This window comes from Cupriavidus sp. SK-4 (genome assembly GCF_000611125.1).
In the GTDB taxonomy this organism is placed as follows: domain Bacteria; phylum Pseudomonadota; class Gammaproteobacteria; order Burkholderiales; family Burkholderiaceae; genus Cupriavidus; species Cupriavidus necator.
The window spans coordinates 14,765-17,387 of sequence record NZ_JFJW01000099.1 but is presented as its reverse complement, the minus strand read 5'-3'; the positions used below and the strand labels follow the sequence as shown (position 1 = coordinate 17,387).

Sequence of the window (2,623 nt, the reverse complement as noted above, 5' to 3'; positions counted from 1 at the left end):
GCGGCTGACCGGCCTGGGCAGGGCCGCGCCAGCGGACCCTGCCGGCGATGTCACCAAGCGCGCGAGCCTTAGGGTTCGCGCGCTTTTTCTTTGCCTGTTCGCCTTGTGCGTGCACTCGGAAGAATCTGACCTCGCCCGCAAACGCCCGTAGAATGCCGCTTCCCTGTTTGCCGGGCTTGGCACCATCCTTGCCTGCTTCCGGCCGGCGGAGCGCGGCCGCGATTTGCGGTGGCGCCACGGACAGGTTTGCCCAGCCCGACCGGCTGCCGCGCGAGTGACCGATAAGGCTGTCAGTTCATCAGAATCGGCCCTGAATCGGACGTAATTTCACAAAAAATTGCGTACTTGTGCACGGCTTGCTAAATTTGCGCAAAAAAATTGCCAATAAACATATTGCGGAGCAACAATATCGTGAGCAAGGTGGAGTTGGACAAGATCGACCGGAAGATCCTGGAAGTGCTGCAGACCAACGGCCGGTTGACCAACCTGGAAGTGGCCGAGCGCGTCAACCTGTCGCCCAGCCCCTGCCTGCGCCGCATCCGGCGGCTGGAGGAGATCGGCGTGATCCGGCAGTACGCGGCGCTGCTGGAGCCCAACAAGATCGGACTTGGCCTGCTGGCCTATATCAATGTCCGGCTGGAAAAGCATGGCGGCGCGCCCAAGGGCAAGGCACCGCTGGACCTGTTCCGCGCCTCGATCGCGGTCTGGCCGGAGGTGGCCGCGTGCCACGCCATGACCGGCGAGATGGACCTGCTGCTCAAGGTCTACGTGGAAGACATGGAACACTTCGCGCGCTTCATGCAGGAGCAGTTGCTGGCGCACCCGTCGGTGATCGACGTGCGCTCCAGCTTTGCGCTGGAAAGCATCAAGGACACCACGGCGCTGCCGGTGGGCGGTGCGGCCTGATGCGGCAAACCTGAGGCCGCAAACAAAAACGGCGCATCGTGGCGATGCGCCGTTGGCGTGGGACCCGCATTAAGCGGGCCCGGCGGAGTTCAGCGGACTCAGGCAGTGTGCTTCTGCGGCACCATGGTGCGCCAGAAGCGCAGCCCGAAGCGGCGCGCGTCGCGCAGGTTGCGGCGCACCGCGTAGTCCAGGTCGGCGAGCTGCTCGTCCAGCGCTTCGGTCAGGCGGCTGGCGGTGTCGGCCGGCGGCAGTTCCAGGTAGGCATCGGCCTCGCCGTAGGCGTACTGGACCTTCATGCCGGCCTTCTTGGCAATGTGCATCATCGCCGCGTTGCGCGACAGGCAGTGCATGTACAGCGTGCGCACATTGGTATTGCGGCCGTGGATGGCGGCACGCTCGAACAGCGCGCTGCCGATGCCGCGCCCGCGGGCGCTGCCCGACACCGACACGCCGAACTCCGCCACGCGGCCCTGGGCGTTGTCGCGCAGGTTGGCGAAGTGGCCCACGCCGATCAGTTCGAGCTTGTCGTCGTAGACGCCGAACACGCTGTCATGGTCGAAGTCGATGCTGTCGACATAGGCTTCGATCACGTGGTCGCCCACGGACTGGCCAAAACGGAGCAGGCGATCCTCCTCGCCCAGGGCGAGGAAATGCTTCAGCAGGCGCGAGCGGTGGTGGGCCGCCAGCTCGCGCACCAGTACGGTGGCGCGGTGGGTGGCCTGTGCGGCTTCGGCTGCCTTGCGCAGATCTTCGTCGGTCAGTGCGCCGACGGCCTTGCTCAGTTCGAGCGGGTTCACGATTATTTCCTTCCTGGTTCAGTCACAGATAAAAATAGCACTGCATTGGTGTTCCGCCAGGCACTTTTCCCTGGCTCGGTGCAAGACTCGGGGGAAACACCATCTTGATGCGGCGCCAAAAGTATTGTAGTGGAATTGTCAGTTCGGCGTAAGCTTCCTGCGCCGCAGCAGGCCGCCGTCTTGCCACAGCATCAATAAAAATCGAATAAAATCAACAGCTTGAAAAAATGTGATGAATTGTTGCCTGGCACTGAATGTGGATTTGGTGCAACGCCACAATTCCGCGTTCTCCCGCAGGTCCGTCTGACTTCCTTGCCCAGCCGATCGCCCTTGATGACCGAGCCCCCAATCGTTGTGATCTACGCGCACCCCACGCCCAGCCGTTCGCGCGTCAACCGGCCGCTGGCCGATGCATTGGCCGCGCTGCCGCAGGTACAGGTACGCGATCTCTACCGCAGCTATGTCGACTATGACATCGATGTCGTCGCCGAGCAGCGCGTGCTGTCGGTCTCGGACACCATCGTGCTGCAGTTCCCGGTGCGCTGGTACAGCGTGCCGGCGCTGCTCAAGCTGTGGCTCGATGAGGTGCTGGAGCCAGGCTGGGCCTATGGCCCCGGCGGCACCGCGCTGCGCGGCAAGTCCTTGCTGGCGGTGGTGAGCACCGGCGGCACGGCCGATGCCTACGGGCCGGACGGCACCCATGGCCACCCGATCGGGGACTTCCTGCTGCCGCTGGAACAGAGCGCCTTGCTGTGCGGCATGAGCTGGCTGCCGCCGGTGGTGCTGCACGACGCCAACAATGCCGACGCCCAGGCATTGGCCGAGCATATCGCCCACGTCTGCGGGCGGCTGGGCACCGGCGCCGCGCCGGCGGGGGGGCAGGCATGAACCAGCACGATTTCCTGATTGCGCTGCTGGTG

General features: G+C 64.3%; 3 protein-coding genes. 2 read left to right on the top strand and 1 reads right to left on the bottom strand.

Annotated features, from left to right (window positions below):
- The first annotated feature begins 411 nt into the window (after positions 1–411).
- Complete coding sequence (locus CF68_RS21895) at positions 412–906, top strand: Lrp/AsnC family transcriptional regulator (RefSeq protein ID WP_010813460.1); 495 nt, start codon at positions 412–414, stop codon at positions 904–906.
- A 98-nt stretch (positions 907–1,004) separates the two neighbouring features.
- Here CF68_RS21895 and CF68_RS21890 read toward each other — a convergent pair whose 3' ends face one another.
- Positions 1,005–1,703 (bottom strand): GNAT family N-acetyltransferase, encoded by a 699-nt coding sequence (locus CF68_RS21890; RefSeq protein WP_010813461.1) that lies wholly within the window; start codon positions 1,701–1,703, stop codon positions 1,005–1,007.
- A 333-nt stretch (positions 1,704–2,036) separates the two neighbouring features.
- Here CF68_RS21890 and CF68_RS21885 point away from each other — a divergent pair, with 333 nt between their 5' ends.
- A complete protein-coding gene (locus CF68_RS21885) occupies positions 2,037–2,591 on the top strand; it encodes an NAD(P)H-dependent oxidoreductase (protein WP_035822855.1) in 555 nt (184 codons plus the stop codon).
- Positions 2,592–2,623 lie beyond the last annotated feature (32 nt).

Bases quoted from the DNA above. Each gene is read 5' to 3' on its own strand.
- CF68_RS21885 (WP_035822855.1), top strand. From the start codon at position 2,037: ATGACCGAGCCCCCAATCGTTGTGATCTACGCGCACCCCACGCCCAGC.